Genomic DNA, 16,757 nt, shown 5'->3' on the forward strand with positions numbered 1-16,757 from the left:
CGGCTTTGGGAAGGATGCCGTATGTCCAAGTCTGCTGTTCCTGTCAACCTCTCCGACAAGCTGTCGCAGTTCAGCGAGCTGTGGTCGCAGAAGAAAGTGGCTGTGCTGAACGACTACGAGGTCAAGCTGGCCAAACTGAAGGGGGAATTCGTCTGGCACACCCACGAGGACACCGATGAACTGTTCCTGGTCATCAGCGGGCGGCTCACCATCCAGCTCAGGGATGCCGATGTGGTGCTGGAACCTGGCGAGTTGTTCGTGGTTCCGCGTGGAGTCGAACACTGCCCTGTGGCAGAGGAGGAGACCGCGATCCTGTTGTTCGAACCGGCGGGAACGCTCAACACCGGTGACGCAGGAGGGCCGATGACCAAGGCCGCCGAGATCCTCAGCTGACATGCAGGGCCCGGGTCTGCACGGTGTGGTTCGGGTGGTGCCAGCACGACCGCGGCGCCGAACCCGGCGACCGCCCAGATGACACCCCAGGCGCGGGGCGGGTCCTCGGCGAGTTCGTCGACGAGGAGCCGCGTGAAGACGAGGGTGCCGACGGGGCCGAGCAGGGCGAGGACCAGGGCCAGATCGACGTAGGACGGGCGGCCGTAGCCGTGGGCGAGCAGGAGGAGGGCCGGGCAGGCCAGGGCGGTGGAGAGGTTCTGGGCCACGACGCGGCGGCGCATTGGTCCGGTGGCTACGCCCCAGAGGGTCGCGCCGATTCCGGCACCGAGCGCGACGGTCGCGGCGAGGGTCCAGCCGTTCACCGTCCCGCCACCACCCGGCGCGCGGCCGTCGCCGCGAGTGCCCCCACAGCTGCGGATGCGGCCCCGACGACGAGTTCCAGGGGCCTCGGCCGCGGTGAGCAGCGTCCTACGCCGGTTCATGTGCCATCTCCTCGGGCCCCGACGCGACCGGAATGACTACTGATGCGGCTTTCGCGCCATCCAAACACCGTCGCGACGGCGGAGGGTGGCGGCGCGCTCGGGTCCGGTCCCGGAGTGCCCCGCCCGTACGAAGAGAAACCGGGGCGGTATCGGGGCGGGGCCGCATTCTCGGGCGGTTCGCGGGTAATCGCCTTACGACGCAGGGAAGTTGAAGACTGGAGGACCGCATGGCCCGTGCAGCCTTACGTCCGCGTTCCGCGTTCCGCCTGCGTAACCCCAAGCCCGCGAAGCCCGCTCCGCCGCCCGCGCCCGCGCCTTCGTCCGAGAAGGCACGGCGGAGCCCGCTCGCCTTCGTCCGCCGTCTGGTGGGGATGGTGGCGGCGTTCGCCTTCATGGTGGCGTTCGCCGTGGTGCTGGCCCGGCTGACGCTGGAGCCGTCACCCGCGTCGGAGGCGCTGACGCACACCAATCTGCATCCGGGCCGCTCCCTGAAGGCCTATCTCGACCAGCCCGAACTGCGGGACGCCGTCAAGCAGATCGGCGGCAACATCCTGCTGGGGGTCCCGTTCGGGATCCTGGTCCCCGTACTGGCCCCGCGGACACGCGGGGTTCTTCGTGTGCTGCTGCTGACGGCGGTCGTGATGCTCCTCGTGGAGTTCGCGCAGGGTGCGCTGGTGACCGGCCGGGCCTTCGACATCGACGACGTCATCCTCAACACCACGGGCGCGCTGATCGGCTATGTGCTTCTGGGGCGGCGGCTGAGCCGGGCCGTGCACCGCTGAGCTCAGCGCACCGACAGGTGTACGAGGGCCACCGTGCCCACCACCACGATGAGCGAGCGCAGCACGGCCGGGCGCAGCCGCCGCCCGGCCGCGGCGCCGAGCTGCCCGCCGACGGCGGAGCCGACCGCGAGCAGGGCGACGGCCGTCCAGTCGAAGTCTGCGGCGACGAGGAAGAAGAGCGCGGCGACGCCGTTGACGACGGCGACGAGGACGTTCTTGACGGCGTTGAGGCGTTGCAGTCCGTCGTCGAGGCGCAGGCCCATCAGGCAGACGTAGACCGTGCCCTGGGCGGCGGAGAAGTAGCCGCCGTAGACGCTCGCGAGGGTCAGGCCGATCAGGAGCGGCGGGCCGCCGTCGGTCTGCGCGACCGTCTTGCCGGTCCGGGTGCGCCGCGCCTGCAGTCCGCGGCCGATCAGGGGCTGGAGGGCGACCAGGACGAGGGCGAGGCCCACCAGGACGGGCACGACCGCCTCGAACGCGGAGGACGGCAGCGCCAGCAGGAGCGTGGCGCCCGTGAGGCCGCCGCACAGGGCGCCCGCGCTCCATTTCAGGACGCGCCGCCGCTGGCCGGCCAGTTCCCTCCGGTATCCGATGGCCGCGCTGATCGAGCCGGGCACGAGACCGAGCGCGTTGGAGACCGTGGCGGTGACCGGTGGCAGTCCGGTGGCGAGCAGCACCGGGAAGCTGATCAGCGTGCCGGTGCCGACGGCGGCGTTGACCGTGCCGGCGCCGAGTCCCGCGGCGAGGACGGCGAGCATCTCCCCTGGAGCTTCCATGCCGGAAGCCTAGGAACCGAACGCTTCGGCACCGCCCGAAGGGTCCCGCACCGGCGGCGGGTCCTAGTGGCGGTGCCAGGTGAACTTGTCGCCGCCCACCCAGCGGACCACGTCCGGGTCGTCCAGGTCGTGGACCGTGATGCCCCACGCCGCGGCGGCCTCCAGCACATCGGTGACGGCCTTCGCCTCACCGACCACTTCCCCGTCGATCTCCACGATCCGGAACGGCGGCGTGCCGGGCTGCACGCCGAGCACCATGATCCGCGGGTTGGAGATGTGCGGGCTCGCGATTTCGGTCATGCAATAGAGCGTAGAGCGGATCGCACGACCGCGAACCTCGCGAGTCGGGCGCGGAACAGGTCGGAGGAGATGGCGATGGATCCCGTCGAGGCCCTGGACCGGATCGCCTTCCTGCTGGAGCGGTCCCTCGCGCCGACGTACCGGGTGCGTGCCTTCCGTACGGCGTCCCGGGTGCTGGCCGCGCTGCCGGAGGGCGGGATCCGGGAGCGGGCGGAGGCCGGGACGCTGGAGTCGCTCAAGGGGGTCGGGCCGAAGACGGCGAACGTGGTGCGCGAGGCGCTCGCCGGAGAGGTGCCCGGCTATCTGGTGAGGCTGGAGGGCGAGGCGCCCGCCGGTCCCGCCGTGCGGGGCGGCAAGGAGCTGCGGGCGCTGCTGCGGGGCGACTGCCATGTGCACTCCGACTGGTCGGACGGCGGCAGCCCGATCGAGGAGATGGGGCGTACGGCGGCGGAGCTCGGGCACGAGTGGACGGTGCTCACCGACCACTCCCCGCGGCTGACGGTGGCCCGCGGGCTGTCCCCCGAACGGCTGCGCGAGCAGCTGGACGTGGTGGCGGAGCTGAACGCGACCTGGGCGCCGTTCCGGCTGCTGACGGGTATCGAGTGCGACATCCTCGACGACGGCTCGCTCGACCAGGAGGAGGAACTCCTGGAGCGGCTCGATGTCGTGGTCGTGTCCGTGCACTCCAAGCTGCGCATGGACGCCCGCTCGATGACCCGCCGCATGGTGGCCGCCGTGCGCAATCCGCATGCGGACGTCCTCGGGCACTGCACGGGACGGCTGGTCACCGGGCGGGGGCGGCCCGAGTCGGAGTTCGACGCCGACGAGGTGTTCGCCGCGTGCGCCGAGTCGGGCACGGCCGTGGAGATCAACAGTCGGCCCGAGCGGCTCGACCCGCCCCGGCGGCTGCTGCGGCAGGCCGTGGCGGCGGGGGTGCTGTTCTCGATCGACACCGACGCGCACGCGCCGGGGCAGCTGGACTGGCAGATCCTCGGCTGTGCCCGGGCGCAGGAGTGCGGGGTGCCGGCCGGGCGTGTGGTGACGTCCTGGTCCCTTCAGGAGCTGCTGGCCTGGACCCGGGAGGGGCGGATTCCGTCCGGAGTGGCGGGCTCCTGACGTGGTACTCGTGCGCTGCGCGAGGTACGTCGGGTGAGGAGGACGAGCAATGGAAAGGGCGGCCGTGTTCGACGTCGACGGGACCCTGGTCGATACCAATCACCTGCATGCGGTCACGTGGTGGGAGGCCTTCCGGCAGGCCGGCCATCAGGTGCCGATGCACGCCATCCACCGGGCCGTGGGGCTCAACTCGGAGGACCTGGTCGCCCATCTGCTCGGCAGCGCCCGGGCCGAGCGGGAGGCGGCCGAGCTGAGCGCCGCGCACAAGGCGCTCTACGGGCAGTACTTCGACCGGCTGCCCGCGCTGCGGGACGCCGGACGGCTGCTGCGGCGCCTCGACCACGAGCACTGGACGGTGGTGCTGGCGACCTCGGCGGGCGGTGCGGAGCTGTCCGCGCTGCGCCGGGCGATCGGCGCGGACGACGCCATCACCGCCACCGCGAGCGCCGACGACGTCACCGAGGGCAAGCCCGCGCCGGAGCCCGTCGAGCATGCCCTGGAGCTGGCGGGGGTACCGGCCCGGCGGGCGGTGTTCGTCGGCGACACGGTGTGGGACATGCGGGCGGGCAGCCGGGCCGGGGTGCGCTGCGTGGGTGTGCTGTGCGGCGGCATTCCGCGCGGGGACCTGGAGCAGGCGGGCGCGGAGGCGGTCTACGACGATCCCGCCCAGCTGCTGGAGAGGCTGTCGGACAGCCCGTTCGCCTGGGCGGCGTTCGAGCGGTGACGCAGCTCACGCCATATCAGGACAGACCGGGGAACACTCAAGGGTGGTTGCCCGTTGAACGACACGTGGGTGCGGATGGGACAGTGTCCCCGGGCCTCACCTTTTGCCCACAGGGACGATCGTTCGGCTGAAGCCCTGTGGAGCCTTTCGCCGAGAGGCGACCGCCATCCGCGCCCACATCGAAGCCGCCCCGGCCGTGATTCCCCCGTCACGGTCGGGGCTTCCCTCTGCCCCGCCTCCGGTCCGGCGGTCCGCGCTTGACTTCGAGAACACTCCAATTCGTAGCGTTCCCGGCATGAGCACCGCACAGCACAAGATCGGATCGGGCTTCGACGCCCGCAGCACCGCCGCCGACGTCCTCGCCGGCCTCGACCTCACCGGCAGGCTCGCCGTCGTCACCGGCGGCTACTCGGGGCTCGGCCTGGAGACCACGCGTGCGCTCACCGAGGCGGGCGCCCGGGTGGTCGTACCGGCCCGCCGCCCCGCGGTCGCCCGGGAGGCCGTGGCGGGCATCGACGGCGTCGAGGTCGACGCGCTGGACCTCGGGGACCTGGACAGCGTGCGCGCCTTCGCCGACCGCTTCCTCGCCTCCGGCCGCCGCATCGACTTCATGATCGACAACGCGGGGATCATGGCCTGCCCGGAGACCCGGGTCGGCCCGGGCTGGGAAGCGCAGTTCGCCACCAACCACCTCGGCCACTTCGCCCTGGTCAACCGGCTGTGGCCGGCCCTCGCGGACGGCGGCGCCCGGGTCGTTTCGGTGTCGTCGCGCGCCCACCACTTCTCGGGCATGCGCTGGGACGACGTCCAGTGGACCCGGGGCTACGACAAGTGGCAGGCCTACGGCCAGGCCAAGACCGCGAACGTCCTGTTCGCCGTCCACCTGGACCGTCTGGGCCGCGAGCACGGCGTACGGGCCTTCGCCCTGCACCCCGGCGGCATCTTCACCCCGCTGCAACGGCACATCCCCAAGGCCGAGATGGTCGAGCGCGGCTGGATCGACGAGCAGGGCAACTTCCTCGATCCCGAGGGCTTCAAGACGCCGGAGCAGGGCGCGGCCACCCAGGTGTGGGCGGCGACCTCACCCCGGCTGGACGGCCTGGGCGGCGTCTACCTGGAGGACTGCGACATCGCCGAACCCGCCGTCGACGGCGATCAGACCAGCGGTGTCAAGGCCTGGGCGACCGACCCGGAGCAGGCGGCGCGCCTGTGGACGCTGTCGGCGGAACTGACCGGCGTGGACGCGTTCCCCGCCTGAGCCGATCCCTGCGCGACCCGGCGATGGACGCCGTGGCTTCGACGGCCGGCGCATCGTCCGTCGCGGCGAAGAACTCCGCGACGCCCACCGTCAGTCGTCGCCCTCTCCCGCGGCCCCCGGGTCGAAGTCCTCGCCGACGGTGTAGGTGTCCTTGACCTTCACCTCGGCCACCCCGCGGCCCTCCGGGAAGACGCGTCGCCAGTCACCGATGACGTGCAACTCGTCGGTGCCCATGGCGCGGACGACCGTCAGGCCTTCCTCGTGGGCCTTGTATGCCTTCGTCCAGAGGTTGGCGAAGGCCTGGGAGCGGATGAGGTGCATCCAGTCGGGGCGGTAGAGCTCGCGGTTGTAGTTGGACTCGCCCATCGTGGAGACGAACTTGGAGTACATCGCCTTCACGTACTCCAGCGTCACGTCGTCGCCCTCGGCGATCGCCCGGTCGCGGGCGTCCTTCAGCGCGACGCGGAACTTCTCCAGGAGGTTCTCGGTCGCGCCGGAGGTGAACGACTCGTGGATCACCGGTGGTTCGCACAGCCCGTACCTCGGCCCCGACAGACGCAGCAGCAGCCGCAGGGTCGGCTCGGTGACCCAGAGGGGGCCGGGCTCGTCGCGGTTGCCGATCGGGTTGGGCAGGTGCGCCTCGTGCTCCCACGCGGGCGGGGTGATCAGATGGACACCGGCCCGGCGGCGGTCGTGCTCGAAGCCCGTGGAGTGCTCCAACTGGCCGATCGGCAGATGGGTCTTGAGCGCCGACAGATACGCGCCGTTGATGTCGAGGGCGGTCACCTCGTGCGCGCCCGGGGGGAGTTCGGTGCGCGCCCACTTGGGGCGGGCCTCCCAGATCCGGTCGGCGCCGCGGGCGGTCTGCTTGCGCAGGATGTCCGGGATCCAGGGGTGCGCGACGACGTCGTAGCGGCCGCCCTTGCGGGTCTCGTCCAGCAGCGCCATGGCGTCCGGGATGGCCCTTTTCACCAGCGCCGCGGTCGCCTCCTCCAGATCACCGCCGTGCTTGTCCAGCGCGGCGGCCACCGCGGCACCGATCAGGTCGGGGTCCTGACCGGCGGTCTGCATACGGCGGCCGACGGGGACGACCCGGACGGGCTCGGCGGCGCGGTCGCGCGGCGCGCGGGCCGCGGCGGTACGGCTCTCCACCGGCGGGGGCTGCACGGGCGCCGGCTGCACGGGCTCGGGCTGTACGGGTACGGGCTGTACGGGCGCGGCCGGTTCCGGGGTCGCCGTGCCGCAGTCGGCGGGGTCGAGGTGCTGTGGGAACCCGGCGACCTGGTGACGGGCCGGCGCACCGCACAGCACACAGGGCTGTGGGGCGGGCAGTGCCTCGACCTCGTCGGACTCGGAGCCCGGACCGCGGCCGGAGTCGGAGCCGGAGCCGGAGCCGGAGTCGGAATCTGCGCTGCCGTCCGCCAACCCCGGTTCCCCGGGCTCCACCGGCTCGGGCGCCTCCTCGGCAGCCTGTTCCGCCAGCTTGGTCCGGGCCCCTTCCAGGAAGTAGGCGTACTTCTCGCGCACCTCGCCGCCGGGGTCGCGCCCCGACTCCCAGCCGCCGACGGTGGAGGGACTCACACCGAGAACCCGGGCCACCTGGGTGCGGGAGAGGTTCAGTCCTTCCCGCAGCTCGCGGCGGAGATCGGCCGATGGCAGCGCAACCTCCTGGCGGGCGCCCGCCAGCAGGGCGTCGATCGCCTCGAAGTCGGTCATCGGGCCACCGCCGTCGATCCTCCGGCCCGGCGTCGCCGCGCGGGCAGCGTCTCGCAGGCCCGGGTCGGTCCGGCGAGCAGGTCGAGCACGTCGATGGCGAAGTGCGCGGCGAGCGCGTCGCAGTCGGCCAGGCTCCAGGCGGCGCTGCCGGACTGACGGCGGCTCACCTGCGCCTGGCTCACCCCGAGCGCGACGGCGACGTCCGCCTGCGACTCACCCGTCGCGTGCATCAGCGCGGCGACCGAAGACCTCACACGTTCTCCCAAGGACAGTCCCACCCCGGCAACACTACCCGGCCTCATGCGTCAGCCGTATGAAACATGCTGTGAGCGCATCACGGAGTTGGTTCCCGCCCGCCCGGGTACTCGGTCCGCCCGTCGCAGGGCCTTCCCGAGAGGAGCCGAAGGTGAACAGGGTTGTCGTCACGGGAGCCACCGGCAACGTCGGCACGAGTGTGGTGCGGCAGTTGTCGGAGGATCCGGAGGTCGGTTCCGTGCGGGGCCTGGCCCGCCGGGTCCCGGAGTGGTCGCCGCCGAAGACGGAGTGGTCCCCGGTGGACCTGTCCTCCGAACAGGCGGATCTGGAGAAGGAGTTCGCGGGTGCGGACGCCGTGGTGCATCTGGCCTGGGCGTTCCAGCCGACGCATGATCCGGCGGCGACCTGGCGGACCAACGTCCTCGGGTCCATCCGGGTCTTCGACGCGGTGGCCGCGGCCGGGGTGCCCGCCCTGGTCCACGCGTCGTCGGTCGGCGCGTACTCGCCGGGCCCGAAGGACGAGGCCGTGGACGAGTCGTGGCCGACGCACGGCTGGCCCGACGCCGCGTACTGCCGGGAGAAGGCGTACCTGGAACGGACCCTGGACACCTTCGAGCGCGACCATCCCGAGGTGCGGGTGGTGCGGATGCGGCCGGCGTTCCTGTTCAAGCGGGAGTCGGCGAGCGAGCAGCGCAGGATCTTCGGCGGCCGTTTCCTGCCGGGTCAGCTGGCCCGTCCGGAGCTGCTGCCCTTCCTGCCGGACATCCCCGGGCTGCGGGTCCAGGCCCTGCACACCGACGACGCGGCCGAGGCGTACCGTCTCGCGGTCCACTCCGAGCTGCGCGGCGCCTTCAACCTGGCGGGCGAGCCGCCGGTCGACGCCGAGCTGCTGGGCGAGATGCTCGGCACCCGCCGCCGGGTCCGGCTGCCCCGCAGCGCGGCCCGTTCGGCGATCGCCGCCGCCTGGGGCCTGCACCTGCTGCCCGCCTCCCCGCACCTCTTCGACGCGGTCCTGCGACTCCCGCTGATGGACTGCACCCGGGCCCGCACGGAACTGCGCTGGCGTCCGGAGCACACCGCGGAGGAAGTGCTGAAGGAGTTCCTGGAGGGCCTGCAGCAGGGCGCGGGCGCGGACACGGAGCCGCTGCGGGGCCGGAAGGCGAGCTGAGGCCGGGACCGCGCGCCGCCGAGCGCCGACGCGTACGCCTGTGCCGTCCCGGGACGGCACAGGCGTACGCGGGAAATCCGCTGCGGGAGCGGTCCGTCAGGCGGTGGGCTCGTCGGGCACCGGTTGCTCGGGGTGGACGCCCGCCTGACGCGGTGCGCCCTGGCGGCCGGTGCCGGCCTCGTCGGTGTCGGGGACCTCGGTGTCGGGGGCTTCGTCGTCCGCCGCGCCGGGGTCGGCGTCCCAGGGGTCCTCGCCCGCGCCCGCGAGCTGGTCCGGCATGTCCCGCGGTACGGGTTCGCCGTCGGGGCCCTTGCGGTGTCGGTCGGCCACGGCTCCTCCCTTCGCGTGGTCCGGGCGACTCGCGAGTACCTCTGCCGTCACCGGCGAAACCTCAGTGCGGGGCCCTCTCCTCCAGCGCCGTGCGCCAGGCCGGGTGCGGTCCCTCGGGGGCGGGTTCGGGGCGGCGGCCGCCGCGGGCGAAGAAGTCGGCCAGCGGCAGGATCGCGGCACCGACGGTGACCGCGTCGGGTCCGAGCCGGCCGAGGTCGACGGTGACCTTCTGGGCCGGGTGGCGCAGGGCGTACGACGCGGCGTGGCGGCGTACGGCGGGCAGGAACCGGGCGCCCAGCTGAAGGCCGGCCCAGCCGCCGATGAGGATGCGTTCGGGCTGGAAGAGATTGATCAGGTCGGACAGGCCGGCTCCGAGGTACTCGGCGGTCTCCTCCAGGACGGCGAGCGCGACCGGGTCGGGGGTGCCGTCGTCGGCCGGGTACGCGGCGGCCAGCATGGCGGTCAGCGCGGTCTCCTCGTCGGCGCCCCGAGGCGGCTGTCCGCCCTTCTCGCGCCAGCGGTCGAGCAGCGACTCGGCGCCCGCGTACGCCTCCAGACAGCCCAGCGCTCCGCACCGGCAGCGGCGCCCCCTGACCCGTACCGTCAGATGCCCCCACTCGACCGCCCGGCCGTTGTCCACCTCGGGTGTGACGAGACAGGCGCCGACGCCGGAGCCGAAGAGGACGACGATCGCGTTGCGGGCGCCGCGCCCGCCGCCGAACCACATCTCGGCCTGGCCGAGGGTCTTGGCCCCGTTGTCGATGAAGTAGCGGACGGCGCCGGGGAGTCGGGAGGTGGTGCGCAGCAGCTCCTCCAGCGGGACGGCGTCCCAGCCGATCGTCTGACCGTGGACCACGGCTCCCCGGTCCGGGGTGTGCTCGACGATGCCGGGGACGCCGATGCCGACGCCGAGGAGCTGTTCGGGGGCGACCCCGGCGGCGGCCAGCACCTCGGCGACGCCGTCGCGGATATGACCGACGATGCCCTCGACGTCGTAGCCCTGGCGGGTCAACGGGCGTTCGGCGCGGGCGAGTTCGGTGAGGGTGAGGTCGAACAGCTCGATGCGCACCCGGGTCTCGCCGACATCGACGCCGATCATGTGGCCGCTGCCGGGTGCCACGCGCAGCAGGGTGCGGGGGCGGCCGCCGTCGGAGTCGACGCTGCCGGCCTCCTCCAGGAGGCCGTCGGCGACCAGGTCGGCCACGACGTTGCTGACGGAGCCGGAGCTGAGGCCGGTCGCCGGGCCGAGTTCGAAGCGGCTGAGGGGGCCGTCGAAGTAGAGCCTTTGCAGCACGGCCGTGCGGTTGGCCCGCCTCAGATCGCGTACCGTGCGCCCGTTCCGCCCCGCCATATGGCCCCCTTCGAACCCTGTCCCACCTGCAACATACCGCTGTGGGGCACTTTTCACGACCTCTTAATTCACGATGTGAACTATGCCAGCTCCCGGATCTCCGCGAGCGCGGCGAGCAGTTCCGGGGCAACCGCTTCCTGTCGCCACCGCCGATCCGCCTCACCCATCTCCCTCGGGACGGTCTCGGTGAGCATGATCAGGTAGAGGTAGGCGCGGTAGAGCGCGTAGCGGAGGCGGGCCGGGACGTCGAAGTCGACGCGGCCGCCCGACTCCCGGTACCCGGCCAGGAAGTCCTCGTCCGTCCCGATGTCGCCGAGCAGCGCGAGGGAGACGAATTCGGCGATCGGATCGCCCCAGAACATGCGCTCGCCGTCGATGAGCCCGCCGATACGGGCCTCCCCGTCCACCCGCTCCACCAGGATGTTCCCCGGCCACAGATCGAAGTGGACGAGCCGTGGCACGGTGACCTCGTCGAGCGCGCCGTGAGCGGGCCGGAGGGCTTCGGCCACCTCGCCCACGGGGAGGGGCAGTTGGGCGTGATAGCGGCGGGCGTCGTCGAGAACCGCGTCGAGCATCCCGGTGAACGCGGTCCGCCAGTCGGGGGCGAGCGGTCCGAGAGCGCCGGACGGATAGCCGAAGGCGGTACCGGTGACGCGGTGGAGCCGGGCGACCTGGCGGCCCAACTCCGTGCGCAGGGCCCGCTGTTCGGCGCCGGTGAGCTGTCGGTCCCAGGCCTCGCCGGGGACGGCGGTCATCAGCAGGTCCCGGCCGAGGGCCACGACCCGGGGCGCGGGCACGTCCACCTTGGCGGCCCCGCTGTAGAACTCCGCCTCCGCCACGAGGAGTTGGCGCTCGTGGCTAAGCCCCGGGACGGCCTCGGCGGGCGGCACCTTCAGCACATAGCGGCTGCCGTCGGTGAGGACCAGCTCCTCGACCGTGTTGTAGGTGCCGCCGGTCAGCGGGCGCAGACGGGCGAGGCTGCCGGGCGGCAGGCCCGCCTCCTCCAGAACGCGTCGGGCCCGTGCCCAGGAGTCCACCACCGTGCGCCCACCCCTCCCCTTCGCCACGCTCCGGCCAGCCGGCCGCGTACACGCCCACGTGCGTGACGCCCGTCCGCGATCGGTCCGTCGAGCCGTTCCCCGGCGGCCGCGTCGTCGGCCCCCGCCGTGTGCTTCCGGTACAGGGTACGGAACGCGTCCCGCACACCCGGCGCCCTGCCCGAACCGTCGCCGCACACGTACACCCGGGCGCCCGCGCCCGGCAGGCCTCAGACCTTGTCGGCCTCGGCGGCGATCCGGTGCTGCAGGCGTGCAGGAAGTCGGCGCCGCGGAACGGGGCGAGGCCGGCGCCGGCGGCGACCACGACGACCGGCGCCGAGCCGTCGAGGCGGAAGACCTCGCGGTAGGGGCTGGACGCGGGCGTACCGCGTGTCGCCGGGTTCGACGGTGGTGAGGTGCCCGGATCCGGTGTCCCGGTTCCGGCGCCCCGCTACTCGCCCTTGCCGCGGCCGGCCAGGGTGCCGCGGAGGGCTGGGGTGTCCTCCGGTACCTCGGCCAGGGGACCAGGGTGCACGGGTCGTCGGCCAGGGCCGCCCGGGAGACGGGCCTCACCCCGGACGGCGTCGCCTGTCACCTGCGGCGGCTGTCCGCGCGGTGGGGCGCGGGCAACCCTACGGAACTGGTCGCCGCGGCCTGTGCGCTGGGGGTGCTGACCCCCGGGGTGTGGCCGCCGGCGGCCTCCGGTGCACCGGAGGAACAGGCGCGGGACACTCTGGCCGTGCCCGCGCCCTCGGGTGCGCCGAAGCGGGCGAGGGTGTGCCAGACCATCTTCAGGTCCTGGAGCGCGTACCGTCCCGTGCGGGCGGCGTCCCCGATGATCCGTGGGTCGACATGGCCGTCCTCGGCGATCCGGGCGCCCAGTTCGGCGTACTCCTCGCCCCGGTAGTCCGCGTGCCGGCGCAGCTGCTCCACGGTGAGCCGGTAGCCGGGGTGCCATTCGACGGGGCAGGGCAGCAGCCGCGCCGCCGCCTCGACCGGGGTACCGCGGTAGCAGCTGTCCAGGACGAGCGCCTCCATGTCCCGGGCGAGGGAGACCCCGCCGTGGACCTGGGCCTCGATGTAGTCGTTGAGGGCGTCCTGGTCGTCCGCCGCCGCCAGCGCGATCAGGGACATGCCCGCGGCGACGCCGAAGTGGGCCGGTTCGGCCGCGCTGTCGGGGTAGCAGAAGGTCGTCCGGGCCAGGGCCGCGCGCTTCAGCCGGAAGTGCGAGGAGCCGAAGCGCGGGGCGGCGCCCACCACCTGGCGGCGGAAGTCCAGCGCGCCGTACACGGGCCGGTCGTGCGGGTCCGCGTCGTCGTAGGCGCCGCCGAAGATCCGGCTCTCCCAGCGCCAGCGGTCGCCGCCGGGGTGGGCGGTGAGGCCGCCGTTGCTGGTACCGGTCACGAACTGGGAGTGGTAGGCGCCGTCGCGCGCGAGTGCCTCCAGGATCGGCAGCCCGCCGGTCAGCCGGTCCGGGTGGAAGTTCAGCGTGATGCGGACCTCCGGGTCGACGGCGGGCCCCGCCGACCGGGCCGCCACATGGCGCAGTGCCGCCCGCGCCCGCGCCGACCCGACGTGCTCGATATTCACTCGCTCCTCCTCACCCAGGCCGTCTATCCTGACGAAACCTAGGGCCACTAGTTTTTTCACCCCCAGGTTTCGGCAAGAGCGCGACACCCTCAGGAGGCTCCCCCATGAGATCACTCACCGAGCACGACATCCGCAACTCCTTTGTGAACTGTTCCAAGGGGGAGGCCAAGCGGCTGTCCGTGCCACGCGATCTCGACGAACGCCCGTGGGACGACCTGGACTTCCTCGGCTGGCGAGATCCCGGTGCGCCCGATCGCAGCTATGTGGTGACCGAGCGGGACGACCGGTTCGTCGGCGTGACGCTGCGCCTCACGTCCGCGCACCGCGGCTTCCTGCACCGCAGCATGTGTTCGCTGTGCCTGACGACCCACCCCGGCGGCGGCGTCTCGCTGATGACCGCGCGCAAGACGGGCGCGGCCGGTCGGGAGGGCAACTCGGTCGGTCTGTACATGTGCACCGACCTGGCCTGCTCGCTCTACGTCCGCGGCAGGAAGGTCCCGGAGAGCACCCTGCGGATGGAGGAGAGCCTGACGGTGGAGGAGCAGATCGCCCGGACGACGGGCAATCTGTCCGCCTTCATCGACAAGCTGTACGCCTGACGCGGCTCCGCGCGCGGCGAGCACGACGGAGCGCTGCGGCAGCCTCGTGAAGGTCGCGGGTCACCGGTCCCGCAGCCGGGCCGCCTCCACCCGGTGAAGGTGGACGAGCAGGTCGTAGGTACGGGCGAGCGCGGTGTCGTTCGGGCCGTCCGGGTAGGCCGTGCCGATGCTGCGCGTCGGGCGTGCCCCGAGCAGCCACTCACGGGCCGGTGATCCGACGGACCTCAGGTCGAGCACGTAGTCGCGGTGCCGCACCCGGTCGAGGGTCCGCTCATTGCTGCCCGGGTCTGCCGGACCCAGCGTCCAGCGGCGGACGGTCTCGTCCTCTTGTCCGGTGGCGTTGAACGAGCCGTGGTCGAAGGTCAGGCCGATGCTCACATACCCCGCGCCGAGGGTCTCGCGGAGGAACTCTCCTTGCACCTTGGGATAGTCGGCGGGTTCGTCCGGCACATAGCCGATGTGGTTGTTGTGCGCCGCCAGCAGCACCTTCGTGCCGGTGTACCGCTGCCACCGGACCACGTTGGCGGCCATGGTCTCGTCGCGGTAGCGCATGGCAGCGGCGACCTGGGCGGGGTCCTCGAAGTCGAAGGCGTACTGCCGGGCGGTCTGGTCGATCGCGGTGGCGTTGCGCAGGACCAGGTCGTCGACGCCTGCGTCCCTGACCAACTCCAGGGCGTCGGCGGCGTGTCGGGCCAGGAGTTTGCGTTCGGCGTACGGCTTCGCCAGGTACTGGTCGATGTAGGCGCCGGTCCCCACCGTGGGCCGCAGCCCGCGGTAGAGCTCGGCGAGACGCTCGCGCAGCGCCGGACGCACCGCCGCCGCCACCGCGTCGTACGACTCCGGGCCGGTCCAGGCGATGTCGTCGCCCATGAACCTGACCGGGTCGCCGGGATGGCGGACGTTGAACGCCCGCATCCACTCCAGCAGCCGCAGATAGTCGGTGTTGTTCCACCACAGGTAGTCGCGCTGGAACTCCTCGCGCACGATCCGCCGGACGTCTCCCTTGCCGTGCAGGACATAGTCGTCGAGGCGCAGGCCCGTGCTCCACGGTGCTTCCAGGGCGAAGGTGCGGAAGCCCTTCTCCTCGACGAGGTGGCGGAAGACGCGGTCCTTGAGGGCGAAGAAGTCGTGCGAGCTGTGGGTGGCCTCGCCCAGGCCGACGACCCGGGCGTCGCCGATCATCCGGTCGAGGGGGCGCAGATCGCCGCTGTCGCCGCCCGGTTCGACGGTGCGGAGGGGGTGGGCCGCCCGGTCGAGCGCTTCGACGACCGCGGGGTCTGGGGCTGGGGCTGGGGCTGGGGCTGGGGCTGGGGTCGGGGTCGCGGCGGCCGGGGTGGCGGCCGCGAGGGCGATGAGCAGGGTCAGCAGTGCTCCGATCTTCTTCATCGTCCGAGGTTTTCCCGGCGGGCGGGGTGGGGGCCATCCGGCTGTCCGCCGTCATGGAGTACGGAAAACCCCCGGCCCCGGGTGTCCGCCGTCACTGTCCCCGCCTCTTGCCGTCGGCTGGTTTGTACGGACAATCTAGGCGCCGTTGCGGACAGTTACGGTCCGCAACGTGTGGAACGCGTGCGATGTGGAAGAGGAACGCCTGAGGATGCGAGATGTACGTGAGTGGACGGCGTCCCTCGTGCGCTTGGTGAAGCGACGCAGGGACCCGGTGGTCGTACAGACGCTGCGGTCGGCGGCCGCAGCGACGATCGCCTATGTCATCGCGCTCCGGCTGAGCCCCGAGGCGGCCCCGCTCACCGCGCCCCTGACCGCGCTGCTGGTCGTCCAGGTCACCCTCTACGCCACCCTCACCAACGGCGTCCGCCGGGTGAACTCGGTGCTGGCCGGCGTCCTCGTCGCCATCGCGTTCAGTCTGCTGGTGGGACTCACCTGGTGGAGCCTGGCGCTGCTGATCCTGGCCTCGCTGGCGGTGGGGCACCTGGTCAAGGTCGACGAGTACGTGCCCGAGGTGGCGATCAGCGCGATGCTGGTGCTCGGGGTCACGACCGTCGGGGACACCGCGTGGGCGCGGGTGCTGGAGACGCTGATCGGCGCGGCCGTCGGGCTCGGCTGCAATCTGCTGTTCGCGCCGCCGGTGTGGGTGGACGAGGCGGGCGAGTCGATCGAGGGACTGGCCCGCCGGGTACGGCAGCTGATGCTGAGCATGGGCGAGGAGGCCGCGGGACGGACGCCCGTCGAGCACGCGACCGAGCGACTGCACGAGGCACGGCGTCTCGATCACGACATAGTCGAGGTGGACGCGGCCCTCAAACAGGCGGAGGACAGTCTGCGGCTCAACCCGCGGGTCCGGGAGGGGCTGCTGCACCGGGTGGTGCTGCGGACCGGTCTGGACACCCTGGAGATCTGCACGGTCGTCCTGCGGGTGCTCGCGCGCACCCTCGCCGACCTCGCCAAGGAGCGTGAGTCGGAGCGGCTGTTCGCACGGCAGGCGGGCGCGGCCGTGGAGCAGTTGCTGTCGGAGATCGCCGACGCCGTGGTGAGCTTCGCGGTGCTGGTCACGACCGACGTCAGCCGCAGCGCCGAGTCGGCGGAGGAGCGGCTCGCCTCCCAGCTGCGGCAGGCCACCGCCACCCGCGACAAGCTCGCCCAGCTGCTGCTGGAGGAGGTCCAGCGGGACGCCCGCCAGTGGCAGCTGCACGGTGCCGTGCTGACCGAGGTGAACCGCATCCTCGACGAGCTGGACACCGAGCACCGTTCGCGCCGGCTCCTGGAGGAGCTGGACCGCACCTCCCGTGAGCAGCGTGAGCGCATGCCCCGGCTCACCCGGCTGCAGGAGACGCTGCGCAGGAACCGTCCGGCCCTCGCCCGTCGTTCCAGATGACGTGGGCACCACGGACCGGCGCCGTCGGGGACCGGTGTCACCATGGAACG

At 72.5% G+C, this 16,757-nt stretch carries 17 protein-coding genes and 1 pseudogene; 8 read left to right on the top strand and 10 right to left on the bottom strand.

Annotation, left to right across the window (positions count from 1 at the left end):
- Positions 1-21 precede the first annotated feature (21 nt).
- Positions 22-393, top strand: a complete 372-nt coding sequence (locus tag PH203_RS34005) for a cupin domain-containing protein (RefSeq protein WP_289925096.1) — start codon at positions 22-24, stop codon at positions 391-393.
- Here the strand turns inward: PH203_RS34005 and PH203_RS34010 are convergent.
- Positions 360-755: pseudogene (locus PH203_RS34010) on the bottom strand (monovalent cation/H+ antiporter complex subunit F); the annotation flags it as partial. The gene PH203_RS34005 and the pseudogene PH203_RS34010 sit on opposite strands and share 34 nt — an antisense overlap.
- Before the next feature lie 347 nt (positions 756-1,102).
- Here PH203_RS34010 and PH203_RS34015 point away from each other — a divergent pair.
- Positions 1,103-1,657, top strand: coding sequence for a VanZ family protein (locus tag PH203_RS34015; RefSeq protein ID WP_289925098.1), 555 nt, complete (start codon positions 1,103-1,105; stop codon positions 1,655-1,657).
- 2 nt (positions 1,658-1,659) lie between these two features.
- On the opposite strand, the gene PH203_RS34020 is transcribed toward PH203_RS34015, so the two are convergent.
- Entirely contained in the window at positions 1,660-2,433 is a 774-nt protein-coding gene (locus tag PH203_RS34020; RefSeq protein ID WP_289925099.1) for a sulfite exporter TauE/SafE family protein, read from the bottom strand.
- 63 nt (positions 2,434-2,496) lie between these two features.
- Complete coding sequence (locus tag PH203_RS34025) at positions 2,497-2,733, bottom strand: hypothetical protein (protein ID WP_289925100.1); 237 nt, start codon at positions 2,731-2,733, stop codon at positions 2,497-2,499.
- A gap of 75 nt (positions 2,734-2,808) precedes the next feature.
- Between PH203_RS34025 and PH203_RS34030 the strand changes: the two genes are divergently transcribed.
- The 3 genes from PH203_RS34030 (at position 2,809) to PH203_RS34040 (ending at position 5,831) form a co-directional block, all read left to right on the top strand.
- Positions 2,809-3,849 carry a PHP domain-containing protein gene (locus tag PH203_RS34030; RefSeq protein ID WP_289925101.1) on the top strand — a complete coding sequence of 347 codons (1,041 nt, stop codon included), beginning with the start codon at positions 2,809-2,811 and terminating at the stop codon, positions 3,847-3,849.
- A gap of 49 nt (positions 3,850-3,898) precedes the next feature.
- Positions 3,899-4,573 (top strand): HAD family hydrolase, encoded by a 675-nt coding sequence (locus PH203_RS34035; protein ID WP_289925102.1) that lies wholly within the window; start codon positions 3,899-3,901, stop codon positions 4,571-4,573.
- Positions 4,574-4,868: 295 nt separating this feature from the next.
- Complete coding sequence (locus tag PH203_RS34040; RefSeq protein WP_289925103.1) at positions 4,869-5,831, top strand: SDR family NAD(P)-dependent oxidoreductase; 963 nt, start codon at positions 4,869-4,871, stop codon at positions 5,829-5,831.
- Positions 5,832-5,921: 90 nt separating this feature from the next.
- On the opposite strand, the gene PH203_RS34045 is transcribed toward PH203_RS34040, so the two are convergent.
- Both PH203_RS34045 and PH203_RS34050 read right to left on the bottom strand, forming a co-directional pair.
- Positions 5,922-7,547: a helix-turn-helix transcriptional regulator gene (locus PH203_RS34045; protein WP_289925104.1), complete on the bottom strand. Its 1,626-nt coding sequence runs from the start codon at positions 7,545-7,547 to the stop codon at positions 5,922-5,924.
- The gene (locus tag PH203_RS34050) at positions 7,544-7,849 is read right to left on the bottom strand and encodes a helix-turn-helix transcriptional regulator (RefSeq protein ID WP_289925105.1); all 306 of its coding nucleotides are present in this window, start codon (positions 7,847-7,849) and stop codon (positions 7,544-7,546) included. Before PH203_RS34050 ends, PH203_RS34045 begins: the two co-directional genes overlap by 4 nt.
- Positions 7,850-7,953: 104 nt before the next feature.
- On the opposite strand from PH203_RS34050, the gene PH203_RS34055 reads away from it, so the two are divergent.
- Positions 7,954-8,970 carry an SDR family oxidoreductase gene (locus tag PH203_RS34055; RefSeq protein ID WP_289925106.1) on the top strand — a complete coding sequence of 339 codons (1,017 nt, stop codon included), beginning with the start codon at positions 7,954-7,956 and terminating at the stop codon, positions 8,968-8,970.
- Positions 8,971-9,066: 96 nt separating this feature from the next.
- Here PH203_RS34055 and PH203_RS34060 read toward each other — a convergent pair whose 3' ends face one another.
- The 4 genes from PH203_RS34060 to PH203_RS34080 all read right to left on the bottom strand — a co-directional run bounded on the left by PH203_RS34060 (position 9,067) and on the right by PH203_RS34080 (position 13,278).
- Positions 9,067-9,300, bottom strand: coding sequence for a hypothetical protein (locus tag PH203_RS34060; protein ID WP_289925107.1), 234 nt, complete (start codon positions 9,298-9,300; stop codon positions 9,067-9,069).
- Positions 9,301-9,361: 61 nt separating this feature from the next.
- On the bottom strand, positions 9,362-10,651 hold the full coding sequence (locus PH203_RS34065; protein WP_289925108.1) for an ROK family transcriptional regulator: 1,290 nt from the start codon (positions 10,649-10,651) through the stop codon (positions 9,362-9,364).
- A gap of 80 nt (positions 10,652-10,731) precedes the next feature.
- Positions 10,732-11,691, bottom strand: coding sequence for an aminoglycoside phosphotransferase family protein (locus PH203_RS34070; protein WP_289925109.1), 960 nt, complete (start codon positions 11,689-11,691; stop codon positions 10,732-10,734).
- Between the two features lie 588 nt (positions 11,692-12,279).
- Positions 12,280-13,278, bottom strand: coding sequence for a DUF3626 domain-containing protein (locus tag PH203_RS34080; RefSeq protein WP_289925110.1), 999 nt, complete (start codon positions 13,276-13,278; stop codon positions 12,280-12,282).
- A 104-nt stretch (positions 13,279-13,382) separates the two neighbouring features.
- Here PH203_RS34080 and PH203_RS34085 point away from each other — a divergent pair, with 104 nt between their 5' ends.
- Complete coding sequence (locus tag PH203_RS34085) at positions 13,383-13,877, top strand: FBP domain-containing protein (protein WP_289925112.1); 495 nt, start codon at positions 13,383-13,385, stop codon at positions 13,875-13,877.
- Positions 13,878-13,937: 60 nt separating this feature from the next.
- Here PH203_RS34085 and PH203_RS34090 read toward each other — a convergent pair whose 3' ends face one another.
- Positions 13,938-15,263: an erythromycin esterase family protein gene (locus tag PH203_RS34090; protein WP_289925113.1), complete on the bottom strand. Its 1,326-nt coding sequence runs from the start codon at positions 15,261-15,263 to the stop codon at positions 13,938-13,940.
- 208 nt (positions 15,264-15,471) lie between these two features.
- Between PH203_RS34090 and PH203_RS34095 the strand changes: the two genes are divergently transcribed.
- Positions 15,472-16,707 carry an FUSC family protein gene (locus PH203_RS34095; RefSeq protein WP_289925114.1) on the top strand — a complete coding sequence of 412 codons (1,236 nt, stop codon included), beginning with the start codon at positions 15,472-15,474 and terminating at the stop codon, positions 16,705-16,707.
- Positions 16,708-16,757: the final 50 nt, after the last annotated feature.

It is taken from the genome of Streptomyces sp. S.PB5 (assembly GCF_030403745.1).
Taxonomy (GTDB): Bacteria; Actinomycetota; Actinomycetes; order Streptomycetales; family Streptomycetaceae; genus Streptomyces.

Excerpts from the sequence above, each read along its gene's own strand:
- PH203_RS34045 (WP_289925104.1), bottom strand. The coding sequence starts at position 7,547 with ATGACCGACTTCGAGGCGATCGACGCCCTGCTGGCGGGCGCCCGCCAG.
- PH203_RS34005 (WP_289925096.1), top strand. The coding sequence starts at position 22 with ATGTCCAAGTCTGCTGTTCCTGTCAACCTCTCCGACAAGCTGTCGCAG.
- PH203_RS34090 (WP_289925113.1), bottom strand. The coding sequence starts at position 15,263 with ATGAAGAAGATCGGAGCACTGCTGACCCTGCTCATCGCCCTCGCGGCC.
- PH203_RS34020 (WP_289925099.1), bottom strand. The coding sequence starts at position 2,433 with ATGGAAGCTCCAGGGGAGATGCTCGCCGTCCTCGCCGCGGGACTCGGC.
- PH203_RS34035 (WP_289925102.1), top strand. The coding sequence starts at position 3,899 with ATGGAAAGGGCGGCCGTGTTCGACGTCGACGGGACCCTGGTCGATACC.
- PH203_RS34085 (WP_289925112.1), top strand. The coding sequence starts at position 13,383 with ATGAGATCACTCACCGAGCACGACATCCGCAACTCCTTTGTGAACTGT.
- PH203_RS34095 (WP_289925114.1), top strand. The coding sequence starts at position 15,472 with ATGCGAGATGTACGTGAGTGGACGGCGTCCCTCGTGCGCTTGGTGAAG.
- PH203_RS34030 (WP_289925101.1), top strand. The coding sequence starts at position 2,809 with ATGGATCCCGTCGAGGCCCTGGACCGGATCGCCTTCCTGCTGGAGCGG.
- PH203_RS34065 (WP_289925108.1), bottom strand. The coding sequence starts at position 10,651 with ATGGCGGGGCGGAACGGGCGCACGGTACGCGATCTGAGGCGGGCCAAC.
- PH203_RS34050 (WP_289925105.1), bottom strand. The coding sequence starts at position 7,849 with ATGAGGCCGGGTAGTGTTGCCGGGGTGGGACTGTCCTTGGGAGAACGT.
- PH203_RS34040 (WP_289925103.1), top strand. The coding sequence starts at position 4,869 with ATGAGCACCGCACAGCACAAGATCGGATCGGGCTTCGACGCCCGCAGC.
- PH203_RS34015 (WP_289925098.1), top strand. The coding sequence starts at position 1,103 with ATGGCCCGTGCAGCCTTACGTCCGCGTTCCGCGTTCCGCCTGCGTAAC.
- PH203_RS34025 (WP_289925100.1), bottom strand. The coding sequence starts at position 2,733 with ATGACCGAAATCGCGAGCCCGCACATCTCCAACCCGCGGATCATGGTG.